Genomic DNA, 21061 nt, shown 5'->3' on the forward strand with positions numbered 1-21061 from the left:
CTGAGTCAGGCAAATAAAGCGGAGAGACAACATGTTTGAATTTATGGATAGCCACACTGACGAAGCCGTCATTAAAGTGATCGGTGTAGGTGGCGGCGGCGGTAACGCTGTCGAGCACATGGTTCGTCAAAATATTGAGGGTGTTGAGTTCATTACCGTCAACACCGACGCCCAGGCACTGCGTAACTCCAGCGCCAACACTACCCTGCAGATCGGCGGTGGCATCACCAAGGGGCTGGGTGCCGGAGCCAATCCGGAAGTGGGTCGTGATGCGGCCATGGAAGATCGCGAAGCGCTGCGTGAGCTGCTGACCGGTTCCGACATGGTGTTCATCGCCGCCGGTATGGGCGGTGGTACCGGTACCGGTGCTGCGCCGATCGTGGCCGAAGTGGCACGCGAGATGGGCATCCTGACCGTTGCTGTGGTCACCAAGCCGTTCTCCTTTGAAGGGAAGAAGCGGATGGGTTTCGCCGCCCACGGTATCGAAGAGCTCTCCAAGAACGTCGACTCCCTGATCACCATCCCCAACGACAAGTTGCTGAAGGTGCTGGGTCGCGGTATCTCCCTGCTGGACGCCTTCAAGGCAGCCAACGATGTACTGCTTGGCGCGGTACAGGGCATTGCCGAGCTGATCACCCGCCCGGGCTTGATCAACGTCGACTTCGCGGACGTACGTACCGTAATGCGTGAAATGGGTACTGCCATGATGGGTACCGGTTCCGCCTCTGGTGATGACCGCGCCGAAGAAGCGGCCGAGAAAGCCATCTCCAGCCCGCTGCTGGAAGATGTGGATCTGGCTGGTGCCCGTGGCATCCTGGTCAACATCACCGCCGGTATGGACATGACCATCGAAGAGTTCGAAACCGTGGGTAACGCGGTCAAGGCCTTCGCTTCCGAGAACGCCACTGTAGTAGTGGGTACCGTAATCGATCCGGAAATGCACGACGAACTGCGTGTGACTGTGGTTGCTACCGGTATCGGTGCCGAGCGCAAGCCGGACATCACGCTAGTCAAGAGCAGCCAGGTGCAAGAGCGCCCGGTGCGTCAGCCGCTGGTTAGCGACATGATGCAAGGCCGCGTGATGGACGAAGCCCCGGCCAAGGTGGTCAACGCCGAGCCGCAAGCTCGTCGTGAACCGGATTACCTGGATATTCCGGCGTTCCTGCGCAAGCAAGCTGATTAAGCCTCTTATGGCTCTCGTTTGTTTGTTGTTCAAGGAATGTGCTAAGATGGCCTGCCAACGACCATCTGGTCCGGATTTTAAGCTGTTTAGGGTACACCCATGATTAGACAAAGAACCTTGAAAACGAGTGTACAGGCGACTGGTGTCGGCCTGCATTCGGGCCGGAAAGTCACCATGACGTTCCGTCCGGCGCCTGTGAACACAGGGATCGTTTACTTGCGTACCGACCTGAATCCTGTGGTGGAGCTGCCAGCCAATGCCGATCAGGTGCGCGATACCGTGCTCTGTACCGCTCTGGTCAACGAAGCCGGTGTCCGTGTCTCTACCATTGAGCACCTCTCCGCCGCGCTGGCCGGGATGGGGATCGACAACCTCTACGTTGAGGTTGACGCGCCCGAGATCCCGGTGATGGATGGCAGTGCGCATCCCTTTATCTACCTGCTGCAGGAAGTCGGGATCCGTGAGCAAAATGCTGCCAAGCAGTTTGTGCGGATCAAGAAGAGCATCCGGGTTGAAGACGGCGACAAGTGGGCGGAATTCCACCCTTATCGCAACGGCTTCAAGATGGATCTCGAGATCGATTTCCAGCATCCGGTCTTTGAAGGGCGCAATCAGCGTTGCGTACTGGACTTCTCCGGTGCCTCCTTCGTGAAAGAGATCAGCCGTGCCCGTACCTTCGGGTTCATGCGCGATATCGAGTACCTGCGTTCCCAGAACCTGGCGCTGGGCGGAAGCCTGGAAAACGCCGTGGTACTGGACGATTATCGGGTGCTGAACGAAGACGGTTTGCGTTATGAGGACGAGTTCGTCAAGCACAAGATGCTGGACGCGATCGGTGACCTCTATATGTGTAACCGGAGCATCATCGGTGAGTTCCGTGCCTACAAGACCGGACATGCCCTGAACAACAAGCTGCTGCGTGCCTTGCTGGCCGAGCAGGAGGCTTGGGAACTGGTGACCTTCGAGGGTGAGGGCGACAAAGCGCCTATCGCTTACTACGATAACGGTCTGGTTCTGGCCTGATAGCTGTGCAACGGAACGTCGGTCCTCTCTCCGCACCGACGTTCCGTCATTTGTTTACTCCATCCTTTAATACCGATTATCTCCCGGTTTTATTTCCCGTGCAGGCTCCTGGCCGCACCTGACCGAGCAGACTGATTTCTATGAGCATTACCCTGATCCTCCACGGCAAGCAGCGACGCAAGTTGCACCTGCCCAAACAACGTCTGGCCTGGGTCGGCGGTATTCTCTTCTCCCTGTTGGCCCTTGGTGGTGGTTGGCTCTGGCAGAGCTGGCACCAGAAAATGGAGGCGCTGGAAGTGGCGCTTGCCGTTGCCGAGCAACAGTCCGTCGACCAGAGTGGCGACGAAGCCCGTGAACAGTTGGCAATGCTGGCTGCTCAGGTAGGCACCATGCAGGGCCAGCTTGGCCGTCTCAATGCCCTAGGCGAACGATTGACCGAGCAGGCCGATCTCGATCCCGACGAGTTCAATTTCAAAGAGCTGCCCCCCATGGGCGGCCCTTCTTATGATGAAGAGCTGGAAGTGAGCCTCAACGAGCTGCAAGCCTCGATGAAGCACCTCAGCCAGCAGCTCAGCAGCCGTGAAGAGCAGCTGTCGGTACTTGAATCTTTCATCATGAATCACCATATCACCGATGCCGGTTTTATTTCCGGCACGCCAGTCAAACAGGAGCGAGTTTGGGTCTCGTCCGGGTTTGGTGGACGGGTCGATCCGTTCAACGGGCGTGCCAAGATGCACAAAGGGGTCGATTTCCGTGGCAAACCCGGAACCCCGATTCTGGCCACCGGGCCCGGCATTGTCAGCTGGGCGGGCCGTCATCCGGAATTTGGCAATATGGTGGAGATTAATCACGGCAATGGCCTGGTCACCCGCTATGCCCACAACTCCAAGTTGCTGGTCGAGGTGGGCACCCTGGTTGATCAGGGTCAGAAGATTGCCTTGATGGGACGCACCGGTCGCGCGACTGGGGTCCATTTGCATTACGAAGTGTTGAAAGATGGTCGTCAGGTCAACCCCGCACGCTTTCTCAGTGCCAGACGGGGTTAGGTTTTTTTCTTCAGGTTCCAGTGACGGAACGCTTTTATAACCAGAAATAGTTGGTACCCATGATTAGCACACTGCTTACCAAGATTATCGGCAGCCGGAACGACAGAACGCTCAAGGCTTTGCGCAAAATTGTAAAACAGATCAATGCCATGGAGCCGCAGTTCGAGGCTCTGTCCGATGCCGAGTTGCAGGCCAAAACGGCCGAGTATCGTCAGCGTATCGAGCAGGGTGAGACCCTGGAGCAGTTGCTGCCGGAAGCGTTCGCGACCGTGCGTGAAGCCTCCAAGCGGGTGTTCGGCATGCGTCACTTCGACGTTCAGCTGATCGGCGGCATGGTGCTGAACTCCAACCGCATCGCGGAAATGAAAACCGGTGAAGGTAAGACTCTTACTGCGACTCTGCCAGCTTACCTGAACGCCCTGAGTGGCCGTGGTGTGCACGTGGTGACGGTGAACGACTACCTGGCCAAGCGTGATGCGGAAGCTAACCGTCCGCTGTTCGCCTTCCTCGGCATGACCGTAGACTGCAACGTGCCCGGTATGGATGCGTCCCAGAAGCGTGACGCCTACGCCGCCGACATCACCTACGGTACCAACAACGAATTCGGTTTTGACTACCTGCGCGACAACATGGCGTTCTCGCCGGAGCAGCGGGTACAGCGCCCGCTCAACTACGCGCTGGTGGATGAGGTGGACTCGGTGCTTATCGATGAAGCCCGGACTCCGCTCATCATCTCCGGTCCGGCCGAAGACAGCTCCGAGCTCTATATTCGCGTCAACAAGCTGATCCCGCTGCTGGTCAAGCAGGACAAGGAAGACACCGAAGAGTACACCGGCGACGGTCACTACACGGTGGACGAGAAGAACCGTCAGGCCCTGCTGACCGAAAACGGTCAGATCTTCGTGGAAGAGCTGCTCAAGAAAGAGGGGCTGCTGGACGAGAACGACTCCCTGTTCTCCGCCTCCAACATCAGCCTGCTGCACCACGTCAATGCCGGTCTGCGTGCTCACACCCTGTTCGAGCGCAACGTGGACTACATCGTCCAGAAAGACGAGATCGTCATCGTTGACGAGCACACCGGTCGTACCATGCCGGGTCGTCGCTGGTCAGATGGTCTGCATCAGGCCGTTGAAGCGAAGGAAGGGGTGAAGATCCAGAACGAGAACCAGACGCTGGCATCCATCACCTTCCAGAACTACTTCCGTCTCTACAACAAGCTGGCGGGGATGACCGGTACTGCAGATACCGAAGCCTTTGAATTCCAGCAGATTTATGGCCTGGATACCGTGGTTATCCCGACCAACAAGCCGATGGTGCGCAAGGACATGGGCGATCTGGTCTACCTGACCGCCAATGAGAAGTATGCTGCCATCGTCAAGGATATTCGCGAGTGTGTGGAGCGCGGCCAGCCGGTGCTGGTGGGTACCGTCTCTATCGAGAACTCCGAGCTGCTCTCCGGCATCCTGACCAAAGAGAAGATCCCGCACAAGGTGCTGAACGCCAAGTTCCACGCCATGGAAGCGGAGATCGTCGCCCAGGCCGGTCAGACTGGCGCTGTCACTATCGCGACCAACATGGCCGGTCGTGGTACCGACATCGTGTTGGGCGGTAACTGGCAGGCAGAGATTGCCAAGCTGGAGAACCCGACCAGCGAGCAGATTGCCGAGCTGAAAGCCGCCTGGCAGGTGCGTCACGATGCGGTGCTGGCCGCCGGTGGTCTGCACATTATCGGTACCGAGCGTCACGAATCCCGTCGTATCGACAACCAGCTGCGCGGCCGTTCCGGTCGTCAGGGTGACCCGGGTTCCTCCCGTTTCTACCTCTCCATGGAAGATACCCTGATGCGGATCTTCGCCTCCGATCGCGTGACCGGCATGATGAAGAAGCTGGGCATGGAAGAGGGCGAAGCCATCGAGCACCCGTGGGTCACCAAGGCGATCGAAAACGCCCAGCGCAAGGTGGAAGGTCGCAACTTCGACATCCGCAAGAGCTTGCTGGAGTTTGATGACGTTGCCAACGACCAGCGCAAGGTGGTCTACGAGCAGCGCAACGAGCTGCTGGATACCAACGACATCTCCGAGACCATCCACGTTATCCGTGACGACGTCTACGGTGCGGTCATCGACGAGTACATCCCGCCCCAGTCTCTGGAAGAGATGTGGGACGTGCCGGGCCTGGAAGCACGCCTGAAGGCAGACTTCGCGCTGGATCTGCCGCTGCAGCAGTGGCTGGCGGAAGATGACAAGCTGTATGAAGAGAAGCTGCGCGAGCGCATTCTGGACGAAGCCACCAAGCTCTATGCCCACAAGGAGGAGCTGGTTGGCAAAGAGGTGCTGCGCAACTTCGAGAAGGCAGTGATGCTGCAAACTCTGGATGGTCTCTGGAAAGAGCATCTGGCGGCCATGGATCACCTGCGTCAGGGCATCCATCTGCGCGGTTACGCCCAGAAGAACCCCAAGCAGGAGTACAAGCGCGAGTCCTTCGATCTGTTCACCCAGATGCTGGAAACCCTCAAGCGCGACGTGGTCAGCATCCTGAGTCGTGTTCAGGTTCAGGAGCGCGATGTGGAAGCGATGGAAGAGCAGCAGCGCCAGCAGGCGGAAGCCGCTCCCCGTACCTATACCCACGCCGCTGCAGAGAGCCAGCTGGCCGATGAACAGGCCGCAGGCGAAGAGGGCCACACCACCTTCGTACGTGACGAGCAGAAGGTCGGTCGCAACGATCCCTGCCCGTGTGGTTCCGGCAAGAAGTACAAGCACTGCCACGGTCAGTTGACCTGATCGACGCTATGCCATAACAGGCGGGCCAAGTGCCCGCCTTGTTATTGGTGGCAACAAGCGAACAGAGGTAATTGATGGAACAGAAAAAACGGATCTGGGTGGCGGTTGGCGTCATCGAGAATGAACGGGGCGATATCTTCATCGCCAGACGCTCCTCTGATCGCCATCAGGGGGATCGCTGGGAGTTTCCCGGTGGCAAGGTAGAGTCGGGCGAGGATCTGCTTACCGCGCTGGATCGGGAGCTGTGGGAAGAGATCGGCATCCGGGTATTGGATTGTGCCCCCTTTATGGAGCTGCAGCACGACTACCCCGAGAAGCAGGTGTTGCTGGATATCTGGAAGGTGACCCGTTTCAGCGGCGAGCCGTTCGGCAAGGAGGGGCAGGAGTGTCTGTGGGTGCCGGTGGCCGAGCTGAACAACTACCACTTCCCCGATGCCAATGGCCCGATTGTCGCACGGCTACAGGGTCTGCTGGCGTGAGCCGGTAGCAATCAACAAGCATGAAAAAAGGGCCAATCGGCCCTTTTTCATATTGCAGAGGTGAGTGACCGAAGGCTTATAGCCACTGGTCACCCTCTTCCGGCTCCGGCAGCAGATCCGGGTTGATCTCCCCCGGGATCCGCTTCTCTTCATCGGCCCATTCGCCGAGATCGATCAGCTGGCAGCGCTTGCTGCAGAAGGGGCGGAACGGACTCTGCGGGCCCCATTCCACTTCGCTCTGGCAGGTCGGGCACTTTACCTTGGTGACCATAAGCGCTCCTTAGCAGCAGGCGAGCTGGAACGGCACGTCGCCAATCGGCTGTTCTGCGGTAGGCAGAAAGCGCAGGGCGAAGCGGTTCTTGTGGCCGCTCAGAGTCGGGTAGCAGAACAGATTGCCCGGCAGCTTGATGCGGATCAGCTCGGCGCTCTCGGCGGTGTCCTGGAAGAAACCGTTGCTGGCAACCTGCTCACTGAAGCTACCTGATTCACGCCACAGGCGCAGCAGCAGGGTGATGGCATTCATCAGTAGATTGATATCGCTCAGCCAGCCCTGCATCTGCTGGTGACGGGTGATGGCCGGGGTGCCGAGCCAGTGGTGCAGCTGTGGCACATCGAAGGCACACAGACCACCCGGGATGGAGAAGCGCTGGCGGATGGAGCCGAGCAGACGATCCTCTTTCAGGCGGGCACCCGGGCGTGGTGAATTGAGCAGGTTGCGGGAGAGCTGGCTGCTCTCTTGCTGCATCAGTTTGATCTGCTCCAGATCGACATCGGGCAGGCTGGCCCAGTGGCTCAGACGCTGGCCGAGACGCTCCAGATCCTTGATGAGATCGGCGCGCAGGTCACCACGCTCCAGCAACTCCTGCAGATCGAACAGCCCCTTGAAGAAGGCGATATGTGCCCAGGATTGTTCACTCTCCAGATTGTCGCGGATCTGGGAAAACAGGGACTCCAGACGAAGATAGGTCCGGCTTTTTTCATTGAGGGGGAAATCGTAAATCATGCCTAATCCTGGCCAGCCATAAACCGGCCTAGTGTACTCACACTTGGCGGGCTTGTTGAGAGGCAATTGCCAGATATGTCTCGTGCAGCGCCAAAATCCGCGTTTTAATCGCCATTTCGCTGCCATTGTGGTTTTCGATGACATCATCCGCCGCGGCAAGGCGCTCCGACCGGCTCGCCTGGGCGGCGATAATGGCCTTGGCCTGCTCGGCCGATACCCCATCCCGGCGACAGGTGCGCTCAATCTGGGTGGCTTCATCCACATCGATCACCAGCACCCGGTTGGCGAGGCCGGTGAGTTTGTTCTCCACCAGTAGTGGCACCACCAGCAGGCAGTAAGGTGAACTGGCTGCGGCACATTGGCGCTGCATTTCACTGCGAATCAGCGGGTGGAGCAGGGCATTGAGCCACTCCTTGGCCTGCGGGTCGCTGAAGACCCGCTCACGCAGGGCACGACGGTCGAGTTGACCGCTCGGAGCAATCACATCAGGGCCAAAATGGTCGGCGATGGCAGCAAGGGCTGGGGTGCCCGGCTTGACCACTTCGCGGGCGATCACATCGGCATCCACCACCTCGATACCCAGCGCGGCAAACTGATTGGCGATAGTGGTCTTGCCGCTGCCGATACCACCTGTGATAGCAACTACATACATGGGGGCCTCTTGCTCAAAGCAGGGTAGAGAGATACCAGCGGGTGATGGTATCGCCCCATAGCAGCGCAATCCAGCCCGCGATGGCGAGGTAGGGGCCGAAGGGGATGGGCTTGCCCTGATGATGTTTTTGCAAGGCGATCAGGCTGATGCCGATCACGGCACCGACCAGAGATGAGAGCAGCAGAATTATGGGCAGCGCCTGCCAACCGAGCCAGGCGCCCAGCGCCGCCAGCAGCTTGAAGTCGCCATAGCCCATCCCCTCCTTGCCAGTGAGCAGCTTGAAAGCCCAGTAGAGGCTCCAGAGCACCAGATAGCCCGCCATGGCACCGATCACGGCATCTGCCAGCGGCACGAAGCCGCCTGCCAGGTTGAACAGCAGCCCACCCCACAGCAGGGGCAGGGTGAGCTGGTCGGGCAGCAACATCTTGTCGAGATCGATGAAGGTGAGGGCGACCAGCACCCAGGTCAGCAGCAGGGCGGCCAGCGTGCCCCAGCCCGGGGTTATGACCATTGCTACGGCGAGCGATAGCAGGGCTGTCAGCAGCTCTACCAGTGGATAGCGGGCCGAGATGGGGGCTTGACAGTCGCGGCAACGCCCTTTGAGCCAGAGCCAGCTCAGCAGCGGGATGTTCTCCAGCGCAGTGATGGCGTGACCACAGTGAGGGCATGCGGAGCGCGGCACCATCAGGTTGTAGCGCTCTGGCGCAGTGGCCTCCTCATCGGGGGAAAAGTAGCCGCGATACTCGGCCTGCCACTCCCGCTCCAGCATAATGGGCAAGCGGTGGATGACCACGTTAAGGAAGCTGCCGATCATCAGGGAGAAAAGAAAAACCAGCGAAAAGTAGAGCCAGGGCAAGCTGTGAGCCAGCTCGAGAAGAAGTGTCATAACCAACCGTCAGTCATAAAATGAGGGGGAGGGCATGGTTGTGGAGCCATGCCCTGATAAATCAGCCTACCACGTCGCCCAGCTTGAAGATGGGCAGGTACATGGCAATAACCATACCGCCGACCAGCACCCCGAGCACCACCATGATGAGGGGTTCCAGCAGGCTGGTGAGGCCATCAACCAAGTCATCCACCTCCTGTTCGAAGATGGTGGCGACCTTGGAGAGCATATCATCGATGGCGCCGGACTCCTCACCGATCATCACCATCTGGATCACCATGTCGGGGAAGAGATCGACGGTGCGCATCGCCACGTTGATCTGCATACCGGCCACCACCTCGTTGCGGATCGCCATGACCGCGGTGCGATAGACATAGTTACCCGAGGCCCCAGCCGCCGAAATCAGCGCATCTACCAGCGGGATACCGGCGGAGAAGGTGGTCGACAGGGTGCGGGCAAAGCGAGCCATCGCCGCCTTGTGCAGGATCATCCCGACCACCGGAATGGTGAGGACAAATTTGTCGGTATTGTCTTTTACCTTCTGGGAGGCCCGCCAGGCCCGCACATAGAGGAAGATGCCAAGGGCAGTGCCACCAAAGAAGACATACCACCAGTTCTGCATAAAGCGGGAGATGCCGATGACAAACTGGGTGAACACCGGCAGCTCGGCGCCGAAGCTCTTGAAGATATCCTCGAACTGCGGAATGACGAACAGCAGCAGGATGGAGGTGACCACGATGGCGACCAGAATGACCATGGTGGGGTAGAACATCGCCTTCTTGATCTTCGACTTGAGCGCTTCCGACTTTTCCCGATAAGTGGCGATACGGTCGTAGATGGTCTCCAGCGCACCGGATTGCTCACCGGCTTCCACCAGATCGCAGTAGAGATCGTCAAAGTAGAGGGGATGGCGGCGCAGTGCCTCCGACATGGGGGTACCGGTCTCAACATCGGCGGCAATCTGCCCCATCAGCTCGCGCATCGAGGCTTTCTCGTGACTGCGGGCGATGATCTGCAGGCTCTGCACCAGCGGTACACCGGCGGAAAGCATTGTGGTGATCTGGCGTGAGACGATGGCGATATCCATCGGTTTGATCTTGGCGCCGCCCTTGGAGAAGAGCCCCTGGGACTTCTTGGCCACCTTGGTGACGTTGACCCCTTGCTTGCGCAGTTCGGTCTTGACGGTGTTGATACTGTCGGCCTGCAGCTCGCCGGAGACCTTCTGCCCCTTGCGATTAACCCCGTGCCAGCGGAAGGCGAAGACTTTCTTGGGGGCATTGTTCTTTTTCGTTAGGGTTGCCATCTTTGCATCCTGCAATGGGGTTGGTTGTCAGAGTCGGACGCCGCACGTCACCAACCTGGTCAATGTGCCCGACTGGCTTGATGCCTGCGGGGTACTGATAGGGTGGGTGGTACCTTCTTGGCGCCACCCCGGTCACTTTAATGCCTGATTATTCTGTCGCTCGGGTTACCATCCATACCGAGTTTGTGGGCGAATGATGCGTTCTGCCAACCAAACCGGCGGGTCGTTCCGCTACGCGGATCAGTTGGTGGTGACCCGGTTGACCTCGGCCAGACTGGTGACCCCGAGCCGGGCCTTCTCCAGCCCTGAGGTGCGCAGGGTGCGCATCCCCTCCTTCTGCGCGATAGCGGCAATTTGCAGGGAGTTTGCCCCCTGCATAATCAATTTGGCGATGTTCTCCGACATCAGCATGATTTCGTATATGCCGACCCGCCCCTTGTAGCCGCCGGAACACTCCTTGCAACCGACCGGTTTGAACAGTCGCAGTCCGGCTGCCAGCTGCTGCGGCGTAAAGCCCAGCTCCAGCAGTTCGGCTTCCGGCACCACTTCCGGCGCTTTGCAGTGGTCGCATAGTTTACGGGCCAACCGCTGGGCCATGATCAGGGTCACCGAGGAGGCGATGTTGAAGGCGGGCACCCCCATGTTCATCATCCGGGTCAGGGTCTCGGCGGCGGAGTTGGTATGCAGGGTGGAGAGCACCAGGTGGCCGGTCTGGGCAGCCTTGATGGCGATCTCGGCGGTTTCGAGATCGCGAATTTCCCCCACCATCACCACATCCGGATCTTGCCGCAAGAAGGAGCGCAGGGCGCTGGCGAAGGTGAGCCCCGCCTTGGGGTTAACCTGCACCTGGTTGACGCCGGGCAGGTTGATCTCCACCGGATCTTCGGCGGTAGAGATATTTACCTCGGTGGTGTTGAGAATATTGAGGCCGGTATAGAGCGAGACCGTTTTGCCCGAGCCGGTGGGGCCGGTCACCAGGATCATCCCCTGTGGTTTGGAGAGGGCGCGCAGGTACTGCGCTTTCTGCCGGTCATCAAAACCGAGTTGCTCGATATTGAGGCGTGCCGCCGAGGAGTCGAGCAGACGGATAACGATCTTCTCCCCCCACATGGTGGGCAGGGTATTGACCCGCATATCCATCGACTTGTTGCGCGACAGCTTCAGCTTGATGCGGCCATCCTGTGGCAGCCGCCGTTCGGCAATATCGAGTCGTGCCATGACCTTGAGGCGGGCGGAGAAGCGGTTGGAGAGGTTAACCGGCGGGGTAGCAATTTCATGCAAAATGCCATCGATGCGAAAGCGCACCCGATACTTGAACTCATAGGGCTCGAAGTGCAGGTCGGAGGCACCGCGCTTGATGGCGTCCATCAGGATCTTGTTGATGTACTTGACGATGGGAGCATCGTCATCGGCGGTATTGACGCTTTCGTCCAGCCGACTGTTCTCGTCGGAGACTTCGAGATCCGAAATCTCGGCCTCGTCGATATCCTCCATGCCGAGGGCGTCGTTTTCACTCTCCAGCAGCTTGCCGATGGCGGCGGTGAGCTTGTTCTCCTCCACCAGCAGCGCCTCGGTATGAAGGCCGAAGCTGAAGCCAAAGTCTTCCAATGCCGAGACATTGGTCGGATCCGACATGGCGATATAGAGGGTGTGGCCCTGGGTGTAGATGGGCAGGACGTGGTGTTTCTCAATCAGCTTCTGATTGAGGTATTTCTGCGGGATCTCGGCCAAGTCGAAGGCGGCAAGATCCAGCAGAGGTACCCCATACTCCAGCTCGCAAAAATCGGCGAGCGCTTTGCTGTCGAGGATCTCGTTCTCTATCAGAAATGTCACAAAGGGTTTGCGCTGGGCTTTGGCCTGGCTCAGATAGCGCTGGGAGTCCTCTTCACTGATCAGTGAAGAGGCGGCCAGGCTTAACGCCAGGCCGCTATTAGGGCTAGAGGTCATTTGTTATCAGCAAATGCCGTCAGCAACACAACTACCAACGGCACCACTTGGGTTGGCCTCCCATTTGACTCGCCCATTTTCTTCTGTGCCCTTCAAGATATAATCTTTATTAACAGGATCTTTACCGGTTGCTTTGATTTCATACGTAGCAACACCTTGGTTCCCGCTAGTTGAGATCTCAACCTTATCAACGATAGCGGTTCCAACCGTGCCACTGACAGCAGTTTCGGCGGCGGTTTTACATGCTGATGGTGCACTACCAGATTGACTGCAAATTTCTATAGCGGTTTTAGCTGCACCAGTAGCAGTGATAACCTCTGTAAATTTCGCTTTTTTGGTATAAGTCTGATACGCCGGCAGTGCTACCGCCGCCAGAATGGCCACGATCGCGACTACGATCATCAGTTCAATAAGGGTAAAACCCGATTGTTTCTTCATTTCGCTCTTCATGGAAAATATCCTTTTATCCTTGGTTCCTGGGAAGTGTCGGTAGAAAATCGTCCGAACGTCAGTATCTTATCCGAGCTGTCAGGGGTGGCAACAGAGATTACTGCCTTTGTTAACCACTTTCATGTCATTTACCAAAAACTTGATGCGAGTCATAAAATAAGTGGCTTCTTATGACTCTTTATTACGGGTGAAAGCGGGTCCGTCATTACACTCCTTTGCTGAGGGATCCTGCATAAAGAAAAGGCGCCCATGGCGCCTTTTGCAAGTTGTTTATCCGGTTAGGTCGAGTATTTGCTCAAGCCTGCGGGGTGAATCTCACTGCTGGATAAAGCGCATGGAGAGATCGAGCGCCCGCACATGCTTGGTCAGCGCCCCGACTGAGATAAAATCGACCCCAGTGGCGGCAAACTCGGCCAGAGTATCCAGCGTCACATTACCGGAGACTTCGAGCTTGGCGCGGCCCTGATTGATGGCGACCGCTTCCCGCATCATGGTCACGTCGAAGTTGTCCAGCATCACGATATCGGCCTTTGCCGCCAGCGCCTGTTCCAGCTCTGCCAGTGATTCCACTTCTACCTCTACCGGTTTGCCCGGATTGAGATGACGAGCCTCATTAATCGCCTCGGCAATACCGCCACAGGCGAGGATATGATTCTCCTTGATGAGGTAAGCGTCGTAGAGGCCGATGCGGTGATTCTTGCCGCCGCCACAGGTGACTGCGTACTTCTGGGCGGTGCGCAGCCCAGGGATGGTTTTGCGGGTGTCGAGCAGGCGGCAGTCAGTGCCCTCCAGCTCTGCCACATAGCGCGCGGTGAGGGTGGCGACGCCGGAGAGGGTCTGGACAAAGTTCAGCGCATTGCGCTCGCCGGTCAACAGCAGACGGGCAGGGCCATGGAGGCGGAACAGCTCCTGATTGGGGGAGAGCACCTCCCCATCCTGCACCTTCCACTCCACCTTTACTTCGCCACCGAGCTGGGCCTTCAGTTGCAGGAAGACTTCATCCACCCAGGGCTGGCCGCAGAACACGCCGGCCTCACGGGTGATGACCCGGGCGCTGGCCATCCGATCCGCCGGGATCAGCTGTGCGGTGATATCGGCGCTGGCGTCCGGTTGGTCCAGCGTGGTGAGGGCATCGCCCAGATCTTCGAGTAGTGCGGCGCGCACGGCGCGGCTGACATCCTGTTGAAACATGCCTTATTCCTGCAAGGGTCTGAGCAGCAGTTGCCGCTCTTTTTGAACCAGCTCCAGCCGACCGAGGGCGTTCATGCCAACCAGCACTTCGTCACCGTCTGCCGCCGGATTGATAAAGATGGCCAGATCGTACAAGGTCAATGGCCCCATCGCCAGCGTTTCGATGGTGCCGTTGCCGACCCGGATCTGCCCCGCGGCGGTATTGACCTGGCTGCTGCCATGAGCGGTCAGGCCGAGCCGCTCGGCAACTTGCTGCGGGATGGTGATGCGGGTGGCGCCGGTATCGAGCAGCAGTTGCACCGGCTGGCCGTTGATGGCACCCTCCAGACGATAGTGGCCGCTCTGGTCGGCCCGCAGCAACAGCTCGCCGCTGGCAGTGACGCTTGGTTGGTTGCGGGAGTGAAAATAGAGGGTCAGCAGGCCCATCAAAGAGAGCCAGGCCAGTAACCACATCCAGCGTGCCGTGTGCTGCATACCCCATCCATATCGAGCGGAAGATGACTCAGCCTAACATACCATTTCCCTTGGATTCAGTGAGTTGGTGCCGGATTGCCTATCAGGTATCTTCGTTTTCTCGCCATTTATCAGCCAACTCGAGTAGCCGATGACTCAACTCGCTTCGCAACCTTGTTTCTCTATCGATGCCGCAGGCTGGTGCCAGCAGGCGCGCCGGGTGCCTTCTCCCCATCACAACGAACGGGCAGCTCCGGATGATATCTCCCTGCTGGTGGTGCATGGCATCAGCCTGCCGCCGGGGGAGTTCGGTGGCCCCTTTATCGACGATCTCTTTATGGGGCGACTCGACCCCGAGGCTCACCCCTATTTTGCCGGTATCCATCAGCTGAGGGTCTCGGCCCACTGCCTGATCCGCCGTGATGGCGAGCTGGTGCAGTATGTGCCATTCGGCGCGCGCGCCTGGCACGCTGGTGTCTCGAGCTGGCAGGGGAGGGAGGCATGTAATGACTTCTCCATCGGCATCGAGCTGGAAGGGACCGACGAGACCCCCTATACCGAGGCTCAATACCGGGCGTTGGCGGGGCTCACCCGAGCCATTTCGGAGCGCTATCCGGCCATCACCCACGAAAAAATTGTCGGCCATTGCGACATCGCGCCAGGGCGCAAGACGGATCCCGGAGCCAGTTTCCAGTGGGATTACTACCGGCAACTACTAAACAGCTAAAGTAAATATTCAAATTTAGTTTGGATTTTAAAATCAATGGCTTGCCTATCTGGCAGGCCATTTTTGTCTCTGGTTGCGCAAATGTTATTTGTGAGCGTGGTCAAGAATATTGGTCAGACCATTTTCTATGAGCTAAATCATGTTTCCCCTGCTTTACCCCTTAAGTGGTGGGGGTGATTCTTGACTCAGATCATCTTTTGAGTGGACTTTTCAAAAGGCCTCTGCTAATTTTCGCCCCACCCATAAAATTGGTAATACCAATTTAACAAAGTAGCCTCATGCCCTATCGCAAGATTACGCAACCCAAGTTGGCCGACTCCATTGTCGCCGAGCTGGAACAGATGATTCTGGAAGGCAGCCTGCAACCGGGGCAGAAATTGCCTCCCGAGCGGGAACTCGCCATCCAGTTTCAGGTATCGCGCCCCTCCTTGCGCGAAGCCATCCAGCGACTGGAAGCGCGCGGATTGCTTTATCGCCGTCAGGGCGGCGGCACTTATGTGCAGAATGCCCTGAGCAAGGGGATCGCCGATCCTTTGTTCGAACTGCTCAGTACCCACCCGGAAGCCCAGTATGACCTGCTGGAGTTTCGCCACGCGCTGGAAGGCATCTGTGCCTACTACGCGGCCTTGCGGGGAACCGGGTCTGATTTCGAGCGCATTCGTCAGGTGCAAACCACCATCGAAGAGGCGGGCCAACTCGGTTCGCTGGTGGCCGAGTCGGCAGCCGTCACCCAGTTCTATCTGGCGGTGGCCGAGGCGTCCCACAACGTGGTGCTGCTGCACCTGCTGCGGGCCATGAGCCCGATGCTCGAACAGAACATTCTGCAGAATAACGAGATTTTGAATCGCCGCCCGGGAGTGGTAGCCAAGATACGTCGCCATCGCGCGAATCTGATCGAGGCTATTCTTTCGGGGGCTCCGGAGCGGGCCAGAACAGCTTGTCATGAGCATCTGGCCTTTATCGAGGACACCTTGTTGGATATGCAGAGGGAAGACAGCCGGATCCAGCGATCCATGCGTCGGATCCGTCAGCAGGAAAACTAATCCCACAAGGCTTTATTGTCGAATGCTTGCGCCCTTCGCCGTGCAATGCCGTGCAATCACAACAACATAGGAACCAGCCATGTCTGATATCCTGAAGAACGATGTGGACCCGATAGAAACGCTGGAGTGGCTTGCCTCTCTGGAATCCCTGCTGCGTGAAGAGGGTCCGCAACGCGCTCAGTTCATCCTTGAACAGTTGGCCGAGAAAGCCCGCGTAAGCGGTGTGGACGTGGCTGCCAAGGCAAATCGCGATTACATCAACACCATCCCGTCCAGCGACGAGCCGGACTACCCGGGTGACCTGGAGATGGAACGCCGCATTCGCGCCATCATCCGCTGGAACGCCATGATGATCGTGCTGCGCGCGTCCAAGAAAGACCTGGACCTGGGTGGTCACATGTCTTCCTTCGCTTCTTCTGCGACCATCTATGATGTCTGCTTCAACCACTTCTTCCGTGCTCGCAACGAGAAGGATGGTGGCGATCTGGTTTACTTCCAGGGTCACATCTCCCCGGGCATCTATGCTCGCGCCTTTGCTGAGGGTCGTCTGACCGAAGAGCAGCTGGACAACTTCCGTCAGGAAGTGGACGGCAAGGGTCTGCCTTCCTATCCGCACCCGAAACTGATGCCGGACTTCTGGCAGTTCCCGACCGTCTCCATGGGTCTGGGCCCCATCGCCGCCATCTATCAGGCTCGCTTCCTGAAGTACCTGACCGACCGTGGCATCAAGGATTGCTCCGAGCAGACCGTTTACGCCTTCCTGGGTGACGGCGAGATGGATGAGCCGGAAGCCAAGGGTGCCCTGACCGTTGCCGTGCGTGAAAAGCTCGACAACCTGGTGTTCGTGGTCAACTGCAACCTGCAGCGTCTGGATGGCCCGGTTGTCGGTAACGGCAAGGTCATCAATGAGCTGGAAGGCCTGTTCGCTGGCGCCGGTTGGGATGTCACCAAGGTTATCTGGGGTCGCAAGTGGGATGAGCTGCTGAAGAAAGACACTTCCGGCAAGCTGATCCAGCTGATGAACGAGACTGTGGACGGTGACTACCAGACCATGAAGTCCCGCGACGGTGGCTACATCCGCGAGCACTTCTTCAACCGTTATCCGGAAACCGCTGCGCTGGTCAAAGACATGACCGACGAGGAGATCTTCGCCCTGAACCGCGGTGGTCACGATCCTCGCAAACTGTTCGCTGCATTCAACAAGGCGACCCAGACCAAGGGCAAGCCGACCGTTATTCTGGCCAAGACCATCAAGGGTTACGGCATGGGTGAAGCGGCTGAAGGCAAGAACATCGCTCACCAGGTCAAGAAGATGGAGCTGGACTCCGTGCGTCACCTGCGTGACCGCTTCAACCTGCCGGTGGCCGACGAGCAGCTGGCCGATCTGCCGTACCTGAAGATCGAAGCCGGTTCTGCCGAGCACAAATACCTGCACGACCGTCGCACTGCCCTGAAAGGCTATGTGCCGACCCGTCTGCGCGAGAGCACCACCAAGCTGGAAATCCCGGCGCTGGATGCCTTCGGCCCGCTGCTGGGTGAGCAGGCGCGCGAAATCTCTACCACCATGGCGTTCGTGCGTTCCCTGAACGTGATGCTGAAAGACAAGTCCATCGGCAAGCGCATCGTCCCGATCCTCGCTGACGAAGCCCGTACCTTCGGTATGGAAGGTCTGTTCCGCCAGATCGGTATCTACAGCCCGCACGGTCAGCAGTACACCCCGCAAGATCGCGACATCGTCTCCTACTACAAGGAAGACAAGCAGGGTCAGGTTCTGCAAGACGGTATCAACGAGCTGGGCGCCATGTCCTCCTGGCTGGCTGCTGCGACCTCTTACAGCACCAACGACTGCCCGATGATCCCGTTCTACATCTACTACTCCATGTTCGGCTTCCAGCGGATCGGCGACATGGCGTGGGCAGCCGGTGACCAGCAAGCCCGTGGCTTCCTGCTGGGTGCAACCTCCGGTCGTACTACCCTGAACGGCGAAGGTCTGCAGCACGAAGATGGTCACAGCCACATCCTGGCGAACACCATCCCGAACTGCATCTCCTACGATCCGTCCTACGCCTATGAAGTGGCGGTGATCGTACAGGACGGCCTGCGCCGCATGTACGGTGAGAACCCGGAGAACGTGTTCTACTACATCACCACCCTGAACGAGAACTACGCCATGCCGGCCATGCCGGAAGGCGCCGAGGAAGGCATCCGCAAGGGTATCTACAAGCTGGAATCCGTAGCCGGTGCCAAGGCGAAAGTTCAGCTGCTGGGTTGTGGTTCCATCCTGGGTCACGTGCGCAAGGCTGCCCAGATCCTGGCCAGCGAGTATGGCATCGGTTCCGATGTGTTCAGCGTCACCTCCTTCAACGAGCTGGCCCGTGACGGTCAGGACGCGGATCGCTGGAACATGCTGCACCCGACCAGCGAGGCTCGCGTACCGTACATCGCTCAGGTACTGGGTTCCGAAGCCACCATCGCTGCGACCGACTACATGAAGTCCTTCGCCGATCAGGTTCGCGCCTTCGTTCCGACCGAGAACTACCGCGTGCTGGGTACCGACGGTTACGGCCGTTCCGACAGCCGTGCCAACCTGCGTCGTCACTTCGAAGTGAACGAGTTCTACGTGGTGGTTGCTGCTCTGACCGAACTGGCCAAGCGCGGCGAGGTAGACAAGCAGGTTGTGGCCGACGCCATCGCCAAGTACGGCATCGATGCCGACAAGGTCAACCCGCTGTACGCGTAAGTGGATCAAGGGTCGCGCCGTATGACGGCGCGACCCTGCCAGGATTTAAAACGGTTAACGCGAGATGTGCGTGGCGGCATCAGCCAGTCACGCGGATCGACGCAAGAGGATAAAGCACAATGTCCAAACAGATTATGGTGCCGGATATCGGCGCCGATGAAGTTGAAGTCACCGAGATCATGGTGGCCGTAGGTGACAAGGTCGAGCTGGACCAGTCCATCATCGCGGTAGAAGGCGACAAGGCCTCCATGGAAGTACCGGCCCCGTCCGCCGGTATCGTTAAAGAGATCCTGATCAAGGTGGGCGACAAGGTTGCCACCGGTTCCCAGATCATGATCTTCGAAGCCGAAGGTGCTGCCGCCCCTGCTGAAGTGGCTGCACCGGTTGCTGCTGCTCCGGCTGCCGCACCTGCCGCTGCCGTGCGCAAAGATGTGCACGTACCGGACATCGGTGACGACGAAGTGGACGTGACTGAAATCATGGTTGCCGTGGGCGACATGGTTGAAGCTGACCAGTCCATCATTGCCGTGGAAGGTGACAAGGCCTCCATGGAAGTACCGGCACCGTTCGCAGGCCGCGTAGTCGAGATCAAGGTTGCCGCTGGCGCCAAGGTCTCTACCGGCTCTCTAGTGATGGTATTTGAAGTGGCTGGCGCTGCGCCTGCTGCCGTTGCTGCTCCGGCCCAAGCTGCCGCGCCCGTGGCTGCTGCCCCGGTTGCCGCTGCGGCCAAAGAGGTCAACGTACCGGATATCGGTGGCGACGAAGTGGAAGTCACCGAGATCATGGTTGCTGTGGGTGACAAGGTTGAAGCCGACCAGTCCCTGATCGCCGTGGAAGGTGACAAGGCCTCCATGGAAGTGCCTGCGCCGTTCGCCGGTGTGGTCAAAGAGATCAAGGTGAAGGCGGGTGACAAGGTCTCCACCGGTTCCCTGATCATGGTCTTCGAAGTGGCTGGCGCAGCTCCTGCTGCCGCGCCGGTTGCTCAAGCTGCCGCTCCGGTCGCAACAGCCCCTGTGGCCGCTGCTCCGGCTCCGGTTGCCCAGGCTGCTGCCGCTGCGACCGATTTCGTTGCCAACGACGCCTACGTGCACGCTTCTCCGGCGGTACGCCGTCTGGCGCGCGAGTTCGGCGTCAACCTGGCCAAGGTGAAAGCCTCCGGTCGCAAGGGCCGCATCGTCAAAGAAGACGTGCAAGCCTACGTGAAGGATGCCATCAAGCGTGCCGAGTCCGCTCCTGCCTCTGCCGGCGTAGCCGGTGGCAACGGTCTGGGCGTGCTGCCGTGGCCGAAAGTAGACTTCAGCAAGTTCGGTGATGTGGAAGAGGTCGAGCTGACCCGCATCCAGAAGATCTCCGGTCCGAACCTGCACCGCAACTGGGTCATGATCCCTCATGTCACCCAGTTCGACGAAGCCGATACCACCGAGCTGGAAGCGTTCCGCAAAGAGCAGAACGCGATGCTCGAGAAGCAGAAGGCCGACGTGAAGATCACCCCGCTGGTGTTCATCCTGAAAGCCGCCGCCAAGGCGCTGGAAGCTCACCCGCGCTTCTGCAGCTCCCTGTCCGAAGATGGCAGCAAGCTGATCATGAAGAAGTACATCCACATCGGTGTGGCGGTAGATACCCCCAACGGTCTGGTTGTGCCCGTGGTGCGTGATGTTAACAAGAAGGGCATCATGGAGCTGTCTCGCGATCTGGCCGAGATCTCCAAGAAGGCCCGTGCCGGCAAGCTGACCGCTGCCGACATGCAGGGCGGTTGCTTCACCATCTCCAGCCTGGGTGGCATCGGCGGTACCAGCTTTACCCCGATCGTCAACGCGCCGGAAGTGGCCATCCTCGGTGTCTCCAAGTCCGAGATGAAGCCGAAGTGGAACGGCAAAGAGTTCGCGCCGCGCCTGATGCTGCCGCTGGCTCTGAGCTACGACCACCGCGTGATCGATGGTGCCGATGGGGCTCGCTTCATCACCACCATGAACGGCGTGCTGTCCGACATTCGTCGACTGGTCCTGTAAGTGAGAGGGCGGGCCCAGAGCCTGCCCTTTTTACTTCTCATTTCATTAACATGATCGTAAACTTGCCCCGTTTTTTTCACGGCTGCAGCCACCCGTTTCGGTATAAGACTGCGCTGTCCGGGGATATAAGAACGACAAAGAGGTCA

General features: G+C 58.6%; 18 protein-coding genes. 9 read left to right on the forward strand and 9 right to left on the reverse strand.

Going from position 1 to position 21061, the window contains the following annotated elements:
• The first annotated feature begins 31 nt into the window (after positions 1-31).
• The 5 genes from ftsZ to mutT all read left to right on the forward strand — a co-directional run bounded on the left by ftsZ (position 32) and on the right by mutT (position 6511).
• Complete coding sequence (gene ftsZ / locus I6L41_RS18465) at positions 32-1183, forward strand: cell division protein FtsZ (RefSeq protein ID WP_005336147.1); 1152 nt, start codon at positions 32-34, stop codon at positions 1181-1183.
• 99 nt (positions 1184-1282) lie between these two features.
• A complete protein-coding gene (gene lpxC / locus I6L41_RS18470) occupies positions 1283-2206 on the forward strand; it encodes a UDP-3-O-acyl-N-acetylglucosamine deacetylase (RefSeq protein ID WP_005336146.1) in 924 nt (307 codons plus the stop codon).
• Positions 2207-2346: 140 nt separating this feature from the next.
• On the forward strand, positions 2347-3252 hold the full coding sequence (locus I6L41_RS18475; protein ID WP_005355107.1) for a M23 family metallopeptidase: 906 nt from the start codon (positions 2347-2349) through the stop codon (positions 3250-3252).
• Between the two features lie 59 nt (positions 3253-3311).
• A complete protein-coding gene (gene secA / locus I6L41_RS18480) occupies positions 3312-6032 on the forward strand; it encodes a preprotein translocase subunit SecA (protein WP_216960544.1) in 2721 nt (906 codons plus the stop codon).
• Positions 6033-6106: 74 nt separating this feature from the next.
• Positions 6107-6511, forward strand: coding sequence for an 8-oxo-dGTP diphosphatase MutT (gene mutT, locus I6L41_RS18485; RefSeq protein ID WP_042053534.1), 405 nt, complete (start codon positions 6107-6109; stop codon positions 6509-6511).
• Between the two features lie 76 nt (positions 6512-6587).
• Here the strand turns inward: mutT and yacG are convergent, their stop codons facing one another.
• The 9 genes from yacG to I6L41_RS18530 form a co-directional block, all read right to left on the reverse strand.
• Positions 6588-6782 carry a DNA gyrase inhibitor YacG gene (gene yacG / locus I6L41_RS18490; protein WP_005336142.1) on the reverse strand — a complete coding sequence of 65 codons (195 nt, stop codon included), beginning with the start codon at positions 6780-6782 and terminating at the stop codon, positions 6588-6590.
• Positions 6783-6791: 9 nt separating this feature from the next.
• A complete protein-coding gene (zapD, locus tag I6L41_RS18495; RefSeq protein ID WP_005336141.1) occupies positions 6792-7514 on the reverse strand; it encodes a cell division protein ZapD in 723 nt (240 codons plus the stop codon).
• Positions 7515-7551: 37 nt separating this feature from the next.
• Positions 7552-8166, reverse strand: coding sequence for a dephospho-CoA kinase (gene coaE, locus I6L41_RS18500; RefSeq protein WP_216960547.1), 615 nt, complete (start codon positions 8164-8166; stop codon positions 7552-7554).
• Between the two features lie 13 nt (positions 8167-8179).
• A complete protein-coding gene (locus I6L41_RS18505; protein WP_216960550.1) occupies positions 8180-9052 on the reverse strand; it encodes an A24 family peptidase in 873 nt (290 codons plus the stop codon).
• A 61-nt stretch (positions 9053-9113) separates the two neighbouring features.
• Positions 9114-10355, reverse strand: coding sequence for a type II secretion system F family protein (locus tag I6L41_RS18510; RefSeq protein ID WP_005336136.1), 1242 nt, complete (start codon positions 10353-10355; stop codon positions 9114-9116).
• A 240-nt stretch (positions 10356-10595) separates the two neighbouring features.
• Positions 10596-12302 carry a PilB family type IVa pilus assembly ATPase TapB gene (gene tapB, locus I6L41_RS18515; RefSeq protein WP_216960553.1) on the reverse strand — a complete coding sequence of 569 codons (1707 nt, stop codon included), beginning with the start codon at positions 12300-12302 and terminating at the stop codon, positions 10596-10598.
• A 6-nt stretch (positions 12303-12308) separates the two neighbouring features.
• A complete protein-coding gene (locus I6L41_RS18520; protein ID WP_100652541.1) occupies positions 12309-12740 on the reverse strand; it encodes a prepilin-type N-terminal cleavage/methylation domain-containing protein in 432 nt (143 codons plus the stop codon).
• Between the two features lie 327 nt (positions 12741-13067).
• Positions 13068-13943, reverse strand: a complete 876-nt coding sequence (nadC, locus tag I6L41_RS18525) for a carboxylating nicotinate-nucleotide diphosphorylase (protein WP_216960555.1) — start codon at positions 13941-13943, stop codon at positions 13068-13070.
• 3 nt (positions 13944-13946) lie between these two features.
• A complete protein-coding gene (locus tag I6L41_RS18530; protein WP_040068932.1) occupies positions 13947-14417 on the reverse strand; it encodes a TIGR02281 family clan AA aspartic protease in 471 nt (156 codons plus the stop codon).
• A gap of 130 nt (positions 14418-14547) precedes the next feature.
• Between I6L41_RS18530 and ampD the strand changes: the two genes are divergently transcribed.
• From ampD to aceF, 4 genes are all read left to right on the forward strand, one after another.
• Positions 14548-15123 carry a 1,6-anhydro-N-acetylmuramyl-L-alanine amidase AmpD gene (gene ampD / locus I6L41_RS18535; protein ID WP_167571392.1) on the forward strand — a complete coding sequence of 192 codons (576 nt, stop codon included), beginning with the start codon at positions 14548-14550 and terminating at the stop codon, positions 15121-15123.
• A gap of 278 nt (positions 15124-15401) precedes the next feature.
• Positions 15402-16166: a pyruvate dehydrogenase complex transcriptional repressor PdhR gene (gene pdhR / locus I6L41_RS18540; RefSeq protein ID WP_005336127.1), complete on the forward strand. Its 765-nt coding sequence runs from the start codon at positions 15402-15404 to the stop codon at positions 16164-16166.
• A gap of 79 nt (positions 16167-16245) precedes the next feature.
• The gene (gene aceE, locus I6L41_RS18545) at positions 16246-18906 is read left to right on the forward strand and encodes a pyruvate dehydrogenase (acetyl-transferring), homodimeric type (RefSeq protein WP_216960559.1); all 2661 of its coding nucleotides are present in this window, start codon (positions 16246-16248) and stop codon (positions 18904-18906) included.
• A gap of 119 nt (positions 18907-19025) precedes the next feature.
• Entirely contained in the window at positions 19026-20915 is a 1890-nt protein-coding gene (gene aceF / locus I6L41_RS18550; protein ID WP_216960562.1) for a pyruvate dehydrogenase complex dihydrolipoyllysine-residue acetyltransferase, read from the forward strand.
• The last annotated feature ends 146 nt before the right edge of the window (positions 20916-21061 follow it).

It is taken from the genome of Aeromonas sp. FDAARGOS 1411 (assembly GCF_019047125.1).
GTDB lineage: Bacteria > Pseudomonadota > Gammaproteobacteria > Enterobacterales > Aeromonadaceae > Aeromonas > Aeromonas veronii.

Excerpts from the sequence above, each read along its gene's own strand:
- I6L41_RS18475 (WP_005355107.1), top strand. The coding sequence starts at position 2,347 with ATGAGCATTACCCTGATCCTCCACGGCAAGCAGCGACGCAAGTTGCAC.
- zapD (WP_005336141.1), bottom strand. The coding sequence starts at position 7,514 with ATGATTTACGATTTCCCCCTCAATGAAAAAAGCCGGACCTATCTTCGT.
- ftsZ (WP_005336147.1), top strand. The coding sequence starts at position 32 with ATGTTTGAATTTATGGATAGCCACACTGACGAAGCCGTCATTAAAGTG.
- mutT (WP_042053534.1), top strand. The coding sequence starts at position 6,107 with ATGGAACAGAAAAAACGGATCTGGGTGGCGGTTGGCGTCATCGAGAAT.
- I6L41_RS18530 (WP_040068932.1), bottom strand. The coding sequence starts at position 14,417 with ATGCAGCACACGGCACGCTGGATGTGGTTACTGGCCTGGCTCTCTTTG.
- pdhR (WP_005336127.1), top strand. The coding sequence starts at position 15,402 with ATGCCCTATCGCAAGATTACGCAACCCAAGTTGGCCGACTCCATTGTC.
- aceF (WP_216960562.1), top strand. The coding sequence starts at position 19,026 with ATGTCCAAACAGATTATGGTGCCGGATATCGGCGCCGATGAAGTTGAA.
- coaE (WP_216960547.1), bottom strand. The coding sequence starts at position 8,166 with ATGTATGTAGTTGCTATCACAGGTGGTATCGGCAGCGGCAAGACCACT.
- I6L41_RS18520 (WP_100652541.1), bottom strand. The coding sequence starts at position 12,740 with ATGAAGAAACAATCGGGTTTTACCCTTATTGAACTGATGATCGTAGTC.
- yacG (WP_005336142.1), bottom strand. The coding sequence starts at position 6,782 with ATGGTCACCAAGGTAAAGTGCCCGACCTGCCAGAGCGAAGTGGAATGG.
- I6L41_RS18505 (WP_216960550.1), bottom strand. The coding sequence starts at position 9,052 with ATGACACTTCTTCTCGAGCTGGCTCACAGCTTGCCCTGGCTCTACTTT.
- lpxC (WP_005336146.1), top strand. The coding sequence starts at position 1,283 with ATGATTAGACAAAGAACCTTGAAAACGAGTGTACAGGCGACTGGTGTC.
- secA (WP_216960544.1), top strand. The coding sequence starts at position 3,312 with ATGATTAGCACACTGCTTACCAAGATTATCGGCAGCCGGAACGACAGA.
- aceE (WP_216960559.1), top strand. The coding sequence starts at position 16,246 with ATGTCTGATATCCTGAAGAACGATGTGGACCCGATAGAAACGCTGGAG.
- tapB (WP_216960553.1), bottom strand. The coding sequence starts at position 12,302 with ATGACCTCTAGCCCTAATAGCGGCCTGGCGTTAAGCCTGGCCGCCTCT.
- ampD (WP_167571392.1), top strand. The coding sequence starts at position 14,548 with ATGACTCAACTCGCTTCGCAACCTTGTTTCTCTATCGATGCCGCAGGC.
- I6L41_RS18510 (WP_005336136.1), bottom strand. The coding sequence starts at position 10,355 with ATGGCAACCCTAACGAAAAAGAACAATGCCCCCAAGAAAGTCTTCGCC.
- nadC (WP_216960555.1), bottom strand. The coding sequence starts at position 13,943 with ATGTTTCAACAGGATGTCAGCCGCGCCGTGCGCGCCGCACTACTCGAA.